Source organism: Tenacibaculum retecalamus (genome assembly GCF_027941755.1).
GTDB lineage: Bacteria > Bacteroidota > Bacteroidia > Flavobacteriales > Flavobacteriaceae > Polaribacter > Polaribacter haliotis_B.
This window is the reverse complement of record NZ_CP115916.1, coordinates 1,347,361-1,362,581: the sequence shown is the minus strand read 5'-3', so window position 1 is coordinate 1,362,581 and position 15,221 is coordinate 1,347,361. Positions and strand designations below refer to the sequence as shown.

Below are 15,221 nucleotides of genomic sequence, written 5' to 3'. Positions count from 1 at the left end.
ATGGAAATTTTCTTACAAGCAGACACTTGGGGTGCGTTAATAACCTTAACTTTTTTAGAAATTGTTTTAGGTATTGATAATATCATATTTATATCAATTGCAGCAAACAAACTTCCTGAAAAACTTCAAAAAAAAGCAACTAACATTGGTTTAGTATTAGCCATGTTTTTACGTATTGCCTTACTTTTTGGTATTTCGTTACTTATTGCAATGAATGCACCGCTTTTTCATGTTGATTTTTCTTGGTTTAAAGCAGGGTTTACTGGGCAAGCCTTAATTTTATTTGCTGGTGGACTTTTTCTACTTTATAAAAGTACCAAAGAAATACACCATAAAGTAGAAGGATTAGCCGAAGACGAAACGGATGGTAAACCGCAAAAAGGATATACTTTAAGTCAAGCTATTATTCAAATAACGTTAATAAATATTGTTTTTTCATTTGATTCTATTTTAACTGCTGTTGGTATGACTAACGGTGTTGAAGGTGCAATGATTATTATGATTGCTTCGGTAATTTTATCGATGATTATTATGATGTTATTTGCAAACCCTGTGGGTAAATTCGTAAACAAACATCCAACAATACAAATGTTAGGATTATCATTCTTAATATTAATCGGGTTTATGTTAATTGCCGAAGGTGCTCATTTATCGCATGCAAAACTTTTTGGAGAAGAAGTTGGTACTGTACCTAAAGGATATTTATACTTTGCTATCACTTTTTCTTTAGTAGTAGAAATGTTAAATATGAAAATGAGAAGTAGTAAAAAATAATATTAAGAAAATTTTAATATTTAAAACACACATATAAAGTTGCTATTGCAACTTTATATGTGTGTTTTTTTTATACATTTGTCCTAAATGTTTTCACTTAAGAGATTTATAACTTCATTTTTCTTGTTTGCCTTATTATTACCAACGGCAATACAAGTAGCACATGCTTTTGAAGAGCATGAGCATGTAGTTTGTATCTCAAAATCTGAAAAACATTTACACGAGTTAGAAAATGATTGTGCCGATTTACATTTACAATTAACTGTTTTTCATTACGACTTTAGCAATCCAAATTCATTATTTAATGAAGTGGTTTATACTAAAAATTCTATTCGTAAATCTCAACAATTAAACGCTAACTATTCTTCCAATAAATCACCTAGAGGATCTCCTGTTGTAATAATTTAATTAAAATTATTACAATTATAAATTACAATTAAAACTTTAGATGAAACTTAAAAGTATTTTATTTATACTTTTACTTACTACAGCTGTTTCCTTAGTAAAAGCTCAAAATTGTAGTTATACTTTTTCTGGTTTAGTAGAAGATTTTCATGACAAATCTGTCATTGTAAATGCTACTGTTTTTATTAAAAACCAAAATAAGTATACCACTACTAATTTTGATGGAAAATTTACTATAAACAATGTATGTGCAGGTAAAATTATTGTCGAAATTTCTCATGTATCTTGTGATAAAAAAATCTTAGAATTAGATGTTTCAAAAAACATTTATAAAGTTATAGATTTAGAACATCATATAGAAGAGTTAAACGAAGTTAATGTTAAAGGAACAACAGGTTTAAAAACCAAAACGTCTCAAGAAACATTATTAAAAACCAATACTTTAGAAAAATTTAGTGCAGCATCGTTAGGTGATGTTATTAAAAATATTTCAGGAGTATCTTCAATAAATACAGGTAGTACTATTGTTAAACCAATAATTAATGGTTTGCATAGTAGTAGAGTGTTAACTACCTTTAATGGTGTTCGTTTACAAGATCAAGAATGGGGTATTGAACACGCGCCTAATATTGATATTAATGCTGCTGGAAGCATTTCTGTTATAAAAGGAGCAAATGCTTTACAATACGGTGGTGATGCTATTGGTGGAGTAATTATTGTTAATCCATCGAAAATAATTTTAAAAGACACCTTGTTTGGTAAAACAATTGCCTCACAACAAAGCAATGGTAAATTATTTTCTATCTCATCTAGCCTACATAAAAGCTATAAAAAAGGTTGGTTTATTAACGGACAAGCCTCTTTTAAAAGAGCTGGAGATTTTGAAACACCTAGTTACAACCTTACCAATACCGGATTAAATTCTAAAGCTTTTACTTTACATACTGGTTATAAGAAGTTTAATAAAGGTTTTGAAATATTTTACAGCAATACATCTAATAAAATAGGAATACTTCGTGCATCGCACATAGGTAATGTTTCTGATTTAGTTAGTGCTTTAAATAGTGATGTTCCGTTTGTTACAGATGATTTTAGTTATACTATTAACAATCCTAAACAAGAGGTAACACATCAATTATTAAAAGCTAAAGTTTATAAGCGTTTAAAAGGAGTGGGGAAATTATCTTTTCAATATGACTATCAGCAAAACGAAAGATTAGAGTTTGATGTTAGAAAAGGAGATAAGAAATTTATAGCTGCCACAAATTTGTTATTAAAAACACATTCTTTTAAAAGTGACTTAAATTTAGATGCTAATAAAGAAAACACTTATAAATTTGGTGTTAGCGGAGCGTTTCAAAATAATTTCTCGAACCCAAATTCAGGAGTTAAAAGAATTATACCAGATTATAACAAGTATAATTTAAACGCCTATGCTATAACCGATTTTAGGTTTGATAAGATTGTTTTAAACGCTGGTGTTCGATATGATTTTGAACAGATTAACGCAAAAAAGTATTACGGAAAAACAAGATGGAATTCCTTAAACTATCAGCAAGAATTTGGACATTTAATTATTAACGAATTATCTTCAGCTTATTTAGTAAACCCAATATTTACTTATCATAATATTTCTGCTTCAATAGGCGGAGCTTATTCAATTAATGATGAAAATACTTTTTTAGTAAATTATGGTTTATCAAACAGAGCACCAAATGCATCTGAATTATTTAGTGATGGTTTGCACCACTCTGCTGCCAGAATAGAATTAGGTGATTTACGCATGCAACCAGAAACATCTAACAGATTTTCAGCAACCTATAAATATAATAATCAAAAATTTAACGTTGCTTTAGAAGGGTTTTATAATTATGTAACCGATTTTATTTACATTGAACCTACTGGGATAGAAACCACTTTACGTGGGGCATTTCCTGTTTGGTCATACAAACAAACAAATGCACATTTATTAGGTTTAGATACTAGTATAAAGTACCATGTAAATACCAATTTTAATATTAACAATAAGACGTCGTTTATAAAAGGACGTGATTTAACAAACAAGAAAGCTTTAATAGATATACCTGCTTTTAAAACCACTACAACATTATTCTTTAAAAAAGAGAACTGGAAAAATTTCTACGCATCTTTAGAAAGTGAGTTTAACGCAAAACAAAACGAGTATCCTAATAACAATTTCATGGCTTTTATTCCAGATACAAACACACATGAACTTGTAGATATTAGTACTCCGCCAAAGGCATATCATTTATTAAATTTCTCTTCTGGATTTGAATTTAACATATCTCAAACAAAAGTAAATCTTAACTTTTCTATAGACAATGTTTTAAATCAATCATACAGAAATTACTTAAACAGATTGCGTTTATATGCAGATGATTTAGGAAGAAATTTTCAAATTCAAATTAAAATTAATTACTAAAAAACTAAAAAATGAAAAATTTTAAACTTATAGCATTATTATTCATCAGTTCAATTATAATAACTTCTTGTTCAGATGACGATCCAGATCACATCCATGAAGAAGAAGTAATTACTACAATGAAAGTTGTTTTAACACCTACTACCGGATCTGCTATTACTTTAGAAAGTAAAGATTTAGATGGCGATGGATCTGATGCACCTGTAATTACAGGAGGAACTTTAACTCCTAATACTACTTATAGTGCTGTAATTACTTTGTTAAACGAAACAGAAAATCCTGTTGATAATATTACTAATGAAGTTGCTGCAGAAGCTGAAGAGCACCAATTTTTTTATAAAGCTACAACCATAGCTAGTACATTTACTTATTCAGATAATGATGTAAATGATAATCCAATTGGAATTAATTTTACTGTAGAAACAGCTGCTAGTGGTACTGGAAGCTATACTATTACTTTAAAACATGAACCAAATAAATCAGGAGTAAATGTAAAACAAGGTGATATTACAAATGCTGGTGGAGAAACTGATATAGAAGTTGTGTTTCCTATTACAATATCAGGTAGATAAAATCATTTGCTTTTTATAAACAATTAAGGTTAAAAATATTTTTTAATTCCTTCAATTACTTTTTAAGTAATTGAGGGAATTTCTTTTTAAATCTGTTTAACCTCGGAATCGAAACATTTTGTATATACGGATTCTCTGGATGTAACTTTTCATAATCTTGATGATATTCTTCTGCCTTGTAAAACTTATTAATCTTTTTAACTTCGGTAGCTACTTGTCCTTTATAAACTTGGGTGTTTAGTTGTTTAATTTTGTTTTCAATAATCGTTTTTTCTTGCAGATTATTATAAAAGGCTATAGAACGGTATTGAGAACCATAATCAGGATGCTGTCCATTTTTTGTTGTCGGATCATGAGAACCGTAATACACAGCAACCAAGGTTTTAAAACTTATTTCTTTAGGATTATAGTACACCGCAACGGCTTCTGCATGACCTGTGCTACCTGTATTACTACTTTCGTACGTTGGGTTTTTAGTAAATCCGCCAGCATAACCAGAAACAGCCTCCTCTACTCCTATTACACTTTCAAAAACAGCTTCAACACACCAAAAACAGCCACTCGCAAAATAGGCTACTTTTGTTTCTTGTAAAATTAATTTATCAACCTTAGTTATAGATACTTCTTTTGATGTCGAAAAATTCATCAACAATAAACTAAAAGAGAAAACAGCTAAAAGTGTACCGAGTTTAAATTGTTTCATATTAAATATTTTAAGCATTAGTCGTAAGCAAAGATAAGATTATACAATTGTTTACAACTTTAAACTTTCCTTCAACAAATTGTTTGTGAATTGCCATGGGGTTTTCTATTTTTGTTTACATAAACAGTACAAATTAATGGAACATTTTATAGTATCGGCACGTAAATATCGTCCTCAGGTTTTTGAGGATGTCGTTGGGCAACAAGCCATAACAAATACGTTAGAGAACGCTATAAAAAACAACCATTTAGCACAAGCTTTACTTTTTACAGTGCCTCGTGGAGTTGGTAAAACTTCATGCGCTCGTATTTTAGCAAAACGTATAAATCAAGAGGATGCAGATACTAATGCTGATGAAGATTTTGCATTTAATATTTTTGAATTAGATGCCGCTTCTAATAACTCAGTTGATGATATTCGTAGTTTAACCGATCAAGTACGTATTCCGCCTCAAACAGGAAAATACAAGGTTTATATTATTGATGAAGTTCACATGCTTTCTCAAGCAGCCTTTAATGCTTTTTTAAAGACATTAGAAGAACCGCCTGCTCATGCTATTTTTATTTTAGCAACCACCGAGAAGCATAAAATTATACCAACGATATTATCTCGTTGCCAGATTTTCGATTTTAAACGTATTGGTGTTTTAGATGCTAAAGAGTATTTAAAAACAATTTGTGCAAAAGAAAATATTACTGCAGACGATGATGCTTTGCATGTAATTGCTCAAAAAGCTGATGGTGCTATGCGTGATGCTTTATCTATTTTTGATAGAGTTGTTAGTTTTTCAGGTAGTAATTTAACGCGCGAAGCTGTTACCCAAAACTTAAATGTATTAGATTATGATGTGTATTTTAACATCACTGATTTATTAATTGAGAATAAAATTCCGCAAGTCTTAATGGCTTTTAATGAGGTTTTAGGAAAAGGTTTTGAAGGACATCATTTTATAAACGGATTAGCATCACATTTTAGAGATTTATTGGTTGCAAAAGATACTGCTACTATTTCTTTATTAGAAGTTGGTGATACTACTAAAAAGAAATATTTAGAGCAATCTAAAAAAGCTGATATGCAGTTTTTAATGCCTGCCATTGATAAAGCTAATGATTGCGATTTAAAATATCGAGGTAGTAAAAACCAGCGATTACTGGTAGAACTTACCTTAATGCAAATAGCCTCTATCAATTTTGATGGAGCAAAAAAAAAATCTAACAACTACATAATTCCGGCTACTTTTTTTACTTCTTTATCTCCATCAATTAAGAAAACTCAAGTAAAAACAGCTATAAAAACTTCCGGAAAAGTTGAAGTTAAAACTGAAGAAAAACTTCATATAAAGGCTCCTTTGGCCAAGGTTGTAACTGAATCAACAAAACCTCTTTTAAAAAATATAAAACGTCGTGCTTCGGCTTTGTCTTTAAAAAGCATTCATCAGAAAAAAGATATTAAAGCGATTTCAGATGATGATGAAAGTTATGAAAACCACCCAAGAACACCTTTTACTCATGAAGAATTAAAAGATGCTTGGAAAAAATATTATTTTAAACTACAAGAACTTGGTGAGCGCAGTATCGCAGCAATACTAGCTTCTGGAGAGCCGCAATTAGGAAAACCTTTTACCATTATATTTTCATTACCTAACGATTTAATGAAATCGCAATTAGAACGTGGAAAATCTAAATTAACAAGGTTTTTACGTGAAAAATTAAACAATTACGGGATTCAAATAGAAGTAATTGTTAATGAAACTGTTGAGAAAAAATTTGCCTATACTCCTCAAGAAAAATATGAGAAGTTAAAAGAGAAAAATCCAATACTAGAAAAATTAAAAAGTACCTTTGGATTAGATTTATAATTCTTTTCCAAGATAAACTAGTTGCCAGTTTTCTATTGTAGTAACTTTCTTTTCAAACTCTGATATTAATAAAATTTCGTTATTCTTATTTTTCATTAAAATCGGAATTGACTTTAATTCTGCATAAATTTCATTTATTTTCTTTTTATATTCTTCGATCGAATTTACAGGTGTTTCGTGAATTTGAGGGTATTCCCTTACAGTATCCATTAAATTTAAAAAATCATCTTTAATAGTAAACAGCTCATCTTTATTTTCATATTCTTGTGTAATAATTTCTTGAGAGCTTGCTAAACGATAAGCCCCTTGCTCTCCAAAAACACCTGAAAAATTAGAAATTGCATATTTATTTATTGAGTCACTACCTGTTATTGAAAGTAAATAACCTACATCGTTAAACTCAATATTATCTGTTAAATTATCATCATAAATATTTACTTGAAAAGATTCTAAACCTTCATTCTTAGCTTTTCCAATATTATCTTTATTCGAGTCAATAATAACAACTCTTCTGTTGTTATTATTTAAATATACACCTATAAGTCGTGCCACATCAGAAGCACCAACAATCATAATTGCATTCGATTTTTTTAAGAACACACCTATCATTTTAGCAAATAGTCTCGCTGTAGTTGCATTTAATAAAACTGTTCCTAAAACAATCATAAAAACCAGTGGTGTTATATACTCTGCTCCTACTACACCTTGTTTCAGTAATTTACTTCCAAATAACGAAGCAATACCAGCTGCAACAATACCTCTTGGTCCTACCCAACTTATAAATAATTTTTCATTGAATTTTAAATTTGATTTATAAGCACTTACAAAAACAGCTAAAGGTCTAATAATAAATACTATTAACACAAAAAGAAGTAATGTTTCCCATCTATACAACAACATTAATTGCTGAATATCCATATTTGCTGCCAAAAGGATAAATAATATTGAAATTAACAATACACTTAATGATTCTTTAAAATAAAGTATCTCTTTTAAATTTTTCAATTTACTATTACCTAAAACCATTCCCATTACAACAACAGCTAATAAACCTGATTCATGTGCAAATATCTCTGAAGTTACAAAAACCAAAAGAACTGTTGATAAAGAAACTACATTTAGCAAATAATGTGGTACCCATTTTTGGTTGATGATAAATATTAAGGCGTGTGCAAAGGTAAATCCGAAGGTAGAACCAAATAGTAGAATTTTTAAAAATTCTAACAAAGCCGTTTGTGTAAAACCTGCTCCTCCACCTACACTTATAAACTCAAAAACCAGTACAGCAACTAAAGCCCCAATAGGATCTATTAAAATACCTTCCCATTTTAAAACTGCAGATACATCTTTTTTTAGCGGAATGTTTCTTAAAATAGGTGTAATTACCGTAGATCCTGTTACAATTATTAATCCTGAAAACAAAAAAGACAGCTCCCAACTTAAATTAAAAAGGTAATGCGCTATGATACCAGCTCCGAAAAAAGTGATACTAGATCCTAAAGTTATCAGTTTAGTAATTACTGGCCCAATATTTTTTATTTCTTCTCTACGTAGCGTTAAACCACCTTCAAAAAGAATGATACTTATCGCCAACGAAACAAAATAATACAATCCCTCTCCCGGAAACAATCCTTTTGTTCCGTTCCAAATAGGTTCAATCCATTTACTGCCATCTTCATTAAAAAATTCGGCAGCAATTGGTCCTACAAATAACCCTATTAATATTAAAGGTAATATAGCTGGAATTTTAAATTTCCAAGCAACCCATTGTGCTAAAATCCCTAGTATTACAATTCCTGCTAATTCTATCATCTAATATTCTGTTTTTATGTAAAAGTAATTTTTTTTTAAACAACAAGAAAATTATATCTTCGAACGTTTAAATTTTATACTTTGATAAAAAATATACTTATTGGTATTGCTTTTTCGCCTAATTTAAAAGCAAATTTATTTGAAACGATTCGTTTATCAAACATGTTTAATGCTCAATTAATTGGAGTTCATGTTGGTAAGAAATCTGACGAAAAAGAAAATCAGCTACAACAATTATTAAGTGAAGCTCCAGAATTAAATTTTCCACTAAAAGTAATTTGGCAAGAAGGCAAACCTGTTGATGTTATTTTAAAAACAACAAAACAAGAAAGTGTTGATTTATTAATCTTAGGGGCGCTTCAAAAAGAAAAACTGTACAAATATTATGTAGGTTCTATTGCTAGAGAGTTAACTCGTAAAGCACCCTGCTCGGTATTCTTACTAATAAAACCATCAATCGAAAGAATTTCTTGTAAACATATTGTTGTTAGTGGATTACAGGACTATAAAACAGAAGAAACAATTAAAGCTGCTTTTAATTTATCTAAAAATTTAGGATGTAAAAGAGTAACAATTGTTGAAGAAATTAGTCAGGCTGAATTAAATGTAAAAGTAAATGATGATGTTTCGTTACGTAAATCAACAAATTTAAAAGAGCAGATGCAAATGCGCGAAGATGAACGTGTGAATAAAATGCTACAATGTATTGACACCAGTGATATTACTGTAAAAACGCAAAGTATTTTTGGGCGAAGAGGATATTCTATTGGTCATTATGCAAAAGTAAAAAGAGCTGATGTATTAGTAATAAGCGCACCTAAAAAAACGGGGATTCTAGACAGGATTTTTCCGCATGATTTAGAATATATTTTATCAGAATTACCAACCGATGTTTTAATTGTTAAGTAAAAAGTAAATGGGAAAAGGTTTTAAAACATTTTTAAGTGAAATACCGCAAAATATATTTGCAGGTTTTGTAGTATCATTAATTGCCTTGCCATTAGGTTTTGGATTAGCGCTAGCCTCTGGTGCACCACCAATTTCTGGTGCTATTGCTGCAATTGTAGGTGGAGTTGTTGTAGCAGTTTTAGGAGGTGCAAATGTAACTATTACTGGACCTGGTAATGGTTTAGTAGTTGTTGTATTAGCTGCTATAACAACATTAGGTGCTGGTGACATGCAACAAGGATATTTATATACCTTGGCTGCTATTGTTATTTCGGGAGTAATCATGGTAATTCTTGGATTTCTTAGAATGGGATCACTGGGTGACTTCTTCCCCTCTTCAGCAATTCAAGGGATGTTAGCTGCTATTGGTATTGGTATTTTTGCCAAACAAATACATGTAATGCTTGGTAATTTAGATGCCAAAGGAAGTATTGTTGACTTACTGATACAAATGCCTAAGGGAATCATAAACTTAATTCAAACAGATAGTACAAGTGTTTTTTACGCAGGATCTGTAGGTATTATTAGTTTACTAATTATGATTTTTTATAGTAAGATACGTAATAAATATTTTCAGTTAATTCCGGCTCCAATGTGGATTGTTGTTTTAAGTGTCGGCATGTATTATTACTATGATTTAGTATCATCATCTGCATATCCAATAGATAAAAGTCTATTAATTAATTTACCTGAAGATGTTTTATCTAATTTTGCTTTTCCTGACTTTAGCAAAGCATATAGTTTCGAATTTATAAATGCAGTGATTGCAATAACTTTAATTGCAAGTATAGAGAGTTTATTAAGTATTAAAGCTGTTGATAAACTAGATACTTTAAAACGACGTTCTAACGTAAATAAAGACATTCGTGCCTTAGGTTTAGCAACTGTAATTAGTGGTTTTTTAGGGGGATTAAATGTTGTTACAGTAATAGCTCGTAGCTCGGTAAATGTAAATAATAAAGGAAGCAATCGTTCTGCTAACTTTTTTCATGCAGCTTTTTTGGTTATTTTCATTTTACTTTTTGCAACAGAATTACGTAAAATTCCTTTGCCTGCATTAGCCGCTATTTTAGTATATACAGGTTACAAGTTGGCTTCGCCCGAAAACATTAAAAAAGTTTTTAAAATAGGTAAAGAACAACTAATTATATTTTTTGTTACACTATTAACCACCATTACTACTAGTTTAATTACAGGTATTTTAGCGGGTATATTTATAACTTTTGTTATTCATGTTATTATTAATAAAAACTTAATGTTTTTCATTAAAAACGTATTAAAACCTAACGTTTTAATGTTTAAGGAAGATGACAAATACTATGTTTCTGTTGAAAATTTTTCTAGTTTTTTAAACTTCACCAAACTAAAATCTAAACTAGATCAAATACCCGAAAATGAAGAAGCTATTATCGATTTTTCTTTATGTGATTTTATAGATCACTCAGTTATGGAAAATCTTAATAATTATGCCGAAAGCTTTAAACGTAAAGGAGGTTATTTTGAAGTTATTGGCTTGGATGGATATAAAACAGGTAGTGAACACCCGTTTGCATTACGTAAAAACACGCCTATTCAGGTAGAAGAAAATTCTAATACGTTAACAAAAAGACAAAAGTCTTTACAAAATATATGTAATGAGTTAGGTTGGAGCTATGAAGCTACACCTAAAGAAGAGGTTACTAAAATTCCGCATTTTGGATATTTTAAAACACGAAAAATAAGTAAAGTATCAAACATATTATCAAATGAAAATTGTTCTTTATTTGATGTTGAATTTTCAGAAGGTGAGTTAATTGCTAAGCAAATTATTAAAGTAACCATGATGTATATTGACATTGAAAAATACACACCTGAATTTACGTTAGATAAAGAAGGTATTTTTGAATATATATATCATTTTGCAGGTTTTAAAGATATTAATATAGCGAATCACCCAGATTTTTCTAAACGTTTTTATCTATCTGGAAAGAACGCTGCTGAAATAAAGAAGTTTTTTACAGATGAACTTGTACTATTTTTTGAAAGCAATAAATATTATCATATTGAAGGAAATAAAAAAGGTTTATTAATTATTGGTAGAGAACGATTGGCTGGAATTAAAGAAATTAAGACACTGGCTGATTTTGGAGTTCGATTGAAAAAAACAGTTTGTGATAAAAACCTTGAATTTTCTAAAAGCTAATAAAACTCCTAGCCCCGATTGTAGCATTTGTTTGAGCTCCTCGCAGAGAGCGAGTGTGGAAAGCGGGAAATAGCTTCTGATAATTAATCTATAATATTTCTAAAAATCGGGTTTTCACGTTTCCTAAATTATCAATCACGATAATTTTGTGGTTTCCTATTTTCGGAGTTATCGCTTGTTCATGATATTGAGAAGTTTTACCTATAAAAACATCATTTAAATACCAATACAAAAGAGCATCTGTATTGGCATGTGTAACTTTTAAGATTACCGGACTCACTTTGTTATTAAGCCCTTTTGTTAACGATATTTTAGATCGATATTTTGTTGGAAACACAAAATCCATGGTGTTATTTTGTTCCTTATTACAATCATTTCGATAGTTTGGCAACACACTATAATCTGCATTTTTTTGTTGATAATAATGTGCCATTAAAGGAGGTAAAACAAACCATGTTTTCGTTTTCATATTAGTAATCGACTCACAATTTGAGTTCACCTGAAACTTTTCTGAAGCGTCAACAGTAATTTGTTTGTGATACGGGCATGGCTTTGCTCTCACTCCGTTTTTAGGCATTCTTTTTTTAACCGATTTACAAATAGGCAATGCCAAATAGCCACTTTTTTCACAAATACTTTCTTCTACCAAAGCCTCATAAGGCTCTAAAAACCAATCTGATTTTGGTAACACATCAAACACGTTAAATAGCAACGGAGCAGCACTACCAACACCTGTTAAATCTGGTCTTCCTTCTCCGTCTGAATTACCAACCCAAACTCCAACTATGTATTTCGGAGTAACACCAATTGCCCAAGCATCTTTATTACCAAAACTGGTGCCTGTTTTCCAGCCTATTTTTTGCGAAGAATCAAAATATTTCCAAGCCTGATCGGTAAATGGCCTGTTAACTTCAGTTAGCGTATTTAAGGTTGTAAAAGCTACGCCGGCATCTATATGAGTTTCATTTTCCTGAACAGTACCAAAAGATATTTTATCAGATTTTATATAACTAGGTTCCGTGAATTCGTTTGAATAGTAATTGTGTTTTGTTTCTTCATAATGATTTATAACTCCGGCATAATTCGCAAAAGTTTTACATAAATCCCACAAGCTAGCTTCTGCCCCACCTAAAATTAATGACAATCCGTAATAATCGGCCGATTTATTAATATCACGAATCGAATATTCTTTTAAATCTGCCCTAAATTTCTCTAAGCCGTATGATTGTAACATTCGAACCGCAGGAATATTTAACGACCGTGTTAAAGCTTGGTTAGCTGGTACAGCTCCGTCAAAAGTTAAATCGAAATTTTTAGGTGTATATCCCGCTATTTCTGTAGGTACATCTGCCACTAATTGCGTTGGTAAAATTGCACCCGATTGTAACATTTGTGCATATAAAAATGGTTTTAAAGTACTTCCTGTACTTCTTGCAGATACCACATTATTTACATCTTTTTGATGTGCTTTATCTGTTGGCGAATTTCCTACATAGCTTAGTACCTTTCTTGTTTTAACATCTAAAACTAAAACCGCCATGTTAAAAACTTCGTTTTGTTTTTGACGTAGGTAATGCTGTTTCACTAAATTGTTTACTTGTGTTTGTAAATGAATATCAATAGAACTTTGTAGGTGTTTTCCTGGATGTTTATTTGCTACTTCTTGTATAAAATGTGTTGCTAAAGTTGGTAAAGGATACGGTTTTTGTGGGAGTTCTTCTAATAGTGATAATTGATAAGTAACTGTATCAATTATGGTTTCTTTATATAATTTTTTAAGTAATCGGTTTCGCTTTTCTTTCAGTTTTTGTTGATTTTTGCCCGGATAAATCAACGACGGAGCGTTTGGTAAAACTGCTAAAGTAGCTGTTTCTGCCCATGATAATTGGTGTGGTTGCAAACCGAAATACCGCCATGATGCCATTTCTAACCCTACTACATTACCACCAAAAGGAGCATGAGAAGCATATAAGTTTAAAATTGATTTTTTTGATAATCGAAATTCTAATCGCGTTGCCAAAATCAATTCTATTATTTTTTCTTGATAAGAGCGTCCTTTATTTTTTCTTGATAATCGAATTACTTGTTGCGTAAGTGTACTTCCGCCACGAATCACCTTTTTAGCTTTTATATTTTCTACAAACGCTTTTCCTATGGATATTGGATTAAATCCGAAGTGTTTATAAAAATGTGCATCCTCAAACTGTAAAATACATTGTTCGAATTTTATTGGAACGGAATCTAATTCAGGAAAACGCCATTGACCATCCTTAGCAATTACAGCACCTAACAATTCATTATTTTTTGCAGTAACCACAGTAGCTGTTGGTGTTACAAACAATTTTTTAGGCAAACAATAATAGTATGCAATCATTAAAAAAAATATAATGATTGCTTTTATATTATGCTTTTTTAAGAAGTTAAAAACTCTTTTCATTTACAATTTATCTATTTCAAAAGTATAAAGTTTAACTTTAAAATATGAAAGATAAGTGAGTTATATTTGCAACTTATTACATACTATGAGTTTTACCTTACTTTCATCACCTTTACAAGGATTTACCGATTTTCGCTTTAGAAATGCGCAGCATAAATACTTTGGTGGTATTGATACTTATTACGCGCCATATATTCGTTTAAACGGAAAAATGAAGATTAAATCGAGTTATGAACGTGATTTATTACCTGAAAACAACGATACTTTAACCGTAATTCCGCAAGTAATTACAAACGATCCTGATGAATTTTTGTTTGTAGCAAAGTACGTGCAAAGTTTAGGTTATAAGGAGTTGAATTGGAACTTAGGTTGCCCGTACCCAATGGTTACAAAATCGGGAATGGGATCTGGATTGATTTGTAATCCTGCAAGAATTGATGAAGTTTTACATAAAGCACATAACGAAACCGACATTTTGGTTTCTATGAAAATGCGAATGGGTTATGAAAACAGCGAAGAAATATTACACTCTTTCCCTATTTTAGAGAAATATCCGCTTAAAAATATTGCTATCCATGCTCGAATAGGAAAACAACTATACAAAGGTGGCGTTGATTTAGAGGCGTTTCAAAAATGCATCGATGTATCTAAACATCAATTATATTATAACGGAGATATTACTTCTGTGGCTGGTTTTAAAGCGATGCAAGAACGTTTTCCGAGTATTACACATTTTATGATTGGTCGTGGTTTAATTGGGGATCCGTTTTTACCACAAATGATTAAAGATAATACAACTGAATACCCGAAAGATAGATGGCAACGTTTTGGGGAGTTTCATGATGAAATTTATCATCAATATGATTTCGCTTTATCAGGACCAACTCCCATTAAAATGAAGATGCTAGGATTTTGGGAATACTTTTCTAAATCTTTTTCTGATCCTCGTAAAACATATAAAAAGATTAAAAAAGCAGGGAATCCTAAGAAATACGAAGCTGCTGTGAAAGAAATATTGAGTAGCGAAAAATAAAAAAAAGGGTATTTACAATTTGTAAATTCCCTTTTTTATTTTATCTATTTAGAC

Annotated in this window: 11 protein-coding genes; 8 read left to right on the top strand and 3 right to left on the bottom strand. The window is 30.5% G+C overall.

The window, feature by feature from the left end:
• The 4 genes from PG912_RS06525 to PG912_RS06510 all read left to right on the top strand — a co-directional run bounded on the left by PG912_RS06525 (position 1) and on the right by PG912_RS06510 (position 4,194).
• A complete protein-coding gene (locus PG912_RS06525) occupies positions 1-774 on the top strand; it encodes a TerC family protein (RefSeq protein WP_260586160.1) in 774 nt (257 codons plus the stop codon).
• An 87-nt stretch (positions 775-861) separates the two neighbouring features.
• Complete coding sequence (locus PG912_RS06520) at positions 862-1,182, top strand: hypothetical protein (protein ID WP_275688941.1); 321 nt, start codon at positions 862-864, stop codon at positions 1,180-1,182.
• 40 nt (positions 1,183-1,222) lie between these two features.
• Positions 1,223-3,622, top strand: a complete 2,400-nt coding sequence (locus PG912_RS06515; protein ID WP_275688940.1) for a TonB-dependent receptor — start codon at positions 1,223-1,225, stop codon at positions 3,620-3,622.
• An 11-nt stretch (positions 3,623-3,633) separates the two neighbouring features.
• On the top strand, positions 3,634-4,194 hold the full coding sequence (locus PG912_RS06510) for a type 1 periplasmic binding fold superfamily protein (RefSeq protein ID WP_275688939.1): 561 nt from the start codon (positions 3,634-3,636) through the stop codon (positions 4,192-4,194).
• A gap of 55 nt (positions 4,195-4,249) precedes the next feature.
• On the opposite strand, the gene msrA is transcribed toward PG912_RS06510, so the two are convergent.
• Positions 4,250-4,897, bottom strand: coding sequence for a peptide-methionine (S)-S-oxide reductase MsrA (msrA, locus tag PG912_RS06505; RefSeq protein WP_275688938.1), 648 nt, complete (start codon positions 4,895-4,897; stop codon positions 4,250-4,252).
• Positions 4,898-5,033: 136 nt separating this feature from the next.
• On the opposite strand from msrA, the gene dnaX reads away from it, so the two are divergent.
• The gene (gene dnaX, locus PG912_RS06500; RefSeq protein ID WP_275688937.1) at positions 5,034-6,755 is read left to right on the top strand and encodes a DNA polymerase III subunit gamma/tau; all 1,722 of its coding nucleotides are present in this window, start codon (positions 5,034-5,036) and stop codon (positions 6,753-6,755) included.
• Here dnaX and PG912_RS06495 read toward each other — a convergent pair.
• A complete protein-coding gene (locus tag PG912_RS06495; RefSeq protein ID WP_275688936.1) occupies positions 6,750-8,567 on the bottom strand; it encodes a cation:proton antiporter in 1,818 nt (605 codons plus the stop codon). The genes dnaX and PG912_RS06495 overlap by 6 nt on opposite strands.
• Before the next feature lie 81 nt (positions 8,568-8,648).
• On the opposite strand from PG912_RS06495, the gene PG912_RS06490 reads away from it, so the two are divergent.
• On the top strand, positions 8,649-9,476 hold the full coding sequence (locus PG912_RS06490) for a universal stress protein (protein WP_275688935.1): 828 nt from the start codon (positions 8,649-8,651) through the stop codon (positions 9,474-9,476).
• Positions 9,477-9,483: 7 nt separating this feature from the next.
• Positions 9,484-11,697, top strand: a complete 2,214-nt coding sequence (locus PG912_RS06485; RefSeq protein ID WP_275688934.1) for a SulP family inorganic anion transporter — start codon at positions 9,484-9,486, stop codon at positions 11,695-11,697.
• A gap of 88 nt (positions 11,698-11,785) precedes the next feature.
• Here PG912_RS06485 and pbpC read toward each other — a convergent pair whose 3' ends face one another.
• Positions 11,786-14,071: a penicillin-binding protein 1C gene (pbpC, locus tag PG912_RS06480; protein WP_333780694.1), complete on the bottom strand. Its 2,286-nt coding sequence runs from the start codon at positions 14,069-14,071 to the stop codon at positions 11,786-11,788.
• Positions 14,072-14,219: 148 nt separating this feature from the next.
• On the opposite strand from pbpC, the gene PG912_RS06475 reads away from it, so the two are divergent.
• The gene (locus tag PG912_RS06475) at positions 14,220-15,167 is read left to right on the top strand and encodes a tRNA dihydrouridine synthase (protein WP_275689024.1); all 948 of its coding nucleotides are present in this window, start codon (positions 14,220-14,222) and stop codon (positions 15,165-15,167) included.
• The last annotated feature ends 54 nt before the right edge of the window (positions 15,168-15,221 follow it).

What these genes read in the sequence shown, in the direction of transcription:
- PG912_RS06525 (WP_260586160.1), top strand. Translation starts at nt 1, where the DNA reads ATGGAAATTTTCTTACAAGCAGACACTTGGGGTGCGTTAATAACCTTA.
- PG912_RS06520 (WP_275688941.1), top strand. Translation starts at nt 862, where the DNA reads ATGTTTTCACTTAAGAGATTTATAACTTCATTTTTCTTGTTTGCCTTA.
- PG912_RS06515 (WP_275688940.1), top strand. Translation starts at nt 1,223, where the DNA reads ATGAAACTTAAAAGTATTTTATTTATACTTTTACTTACTACAGCTGTT.
- PG912_RS06510 (WP_275688939.1), top strand. Translation starts at nt 3,634, where the DNA reads ATGAAAAATTTTAAACTTATAGCATTATTATTCATCAGTTCAATTATA.
- msrA (WP_275688938.1), bottom strand. Translation starts at nt 4,897, where the DNA reads ATGAAACAATTTAAACTCGGTACACTTTTAGCTGTTTTCTCTTTTAGT.
- dnaX (WP_275688937.1), top strand. Translation starts at nt 5,034, where the DNA reads ATGGAACATTTTATAGTATCGGCACGTAAATATCGTCCTCAGGTTTTT.
- PG912_RS06495 (WP_275688936.1), bottom strand. Translation starts at nt 8,567, where the DNA reads ATGATAGAATTAGCAGGAATTGTAATACTAGGGATTTTAGCACAATGG.
- PG912_RS06485 (WP_275688934.1), top strand. Translation starts at nt 9,484, where the DNA reads ATGGGAAAAGGTTTTAAAACATTTTTAAGTGAAATACCGCAAAATATA.
- pbpC (WP_333780694.1), bottom strand. Translation starts at nt 14,071, where the DNA reads ATGATTGCATACTATTATTGTTTGCCTAAAAAATTGTTTGTAACACCA.
- PG912_RS06475 (WP_275689024.1), top strand. Translation starts at nt 14,220, where the DNA reads ATGAGTTTTACCTTACTTTCATCACCTTTACAAGGATTTACCGATTTT.